This is a genomic window from Streptomyces hazeniae (assembly GCF_031845485.1).
Lineage (GTDB): Bacteria > Actinomycetota > Actinomycetes > Streptomycetales > Streptomycetaceae > Streptomyces > Streptomyces hazeniae.
This window is the reverse complement of sequence record NZ_JAVREQ010000176.1, coordinates 1-454: the sequence shown is the minus strand read 5'-3', so window position 1 is coordinate 454 and position 454 is coordinate 1. Positions and strand designations below refer to the sequence as shown.

The window sequence follows — 454 nt, the reverse complement described above, 5'->3', positions numbered from 1 at the left end:
TGACAGCACCGGGGGAGTCTGTGACGTAGGTTGGCAGTTCGATCAGATCGACTTCGCGGATACCAGAGCGGCTGGACCGCAAAACCACACCAACGCAGTCGATGTCGAACTGCACGGCGATGCTGTGCAACGCGTGAAACCAATCGCGACCGGTCAGACCCTGGTCTGTTTGATTGCCATCCAGCCGATAGGACCCGCCGATCGACCCCTTGCCGACTGTCCCGGTGAATTCCACAAGATCTACGTTGGTCGGCGCGTCCTGTAGCTGTGCTTCAAGGGCGGGAAGCCAGATCGACAGATCGTGGATGCTGGACACGTGCCGAAGTGTAGGGCCGAAATCGACTACACCACGGTGCTTCCTGAAAGCTGACTCCGCATACAGAACCTGCGCAGGGGTCCGCCAGCAGGGTCCCGGCGCCGAACGCTCGGGGCCACGGCAGGAGTCGCCGGAAGT

Annotated in this window: 1 protein-coding gene; it reads right to left on the bottom strand. The window is 61.2% G+C overall.

From position 1 onward, the window contains the following. Nucleotides 1-316 (bottom strand): hypothetical protein (locus RM572_RS29185; RefSeq protein WP_311676362.1); only part of this gene is annotated, 316 nt, incomplete at its 3' end. Between the last annotated feature and the right edge of the window lie 138 nt (nucleotides 317-454).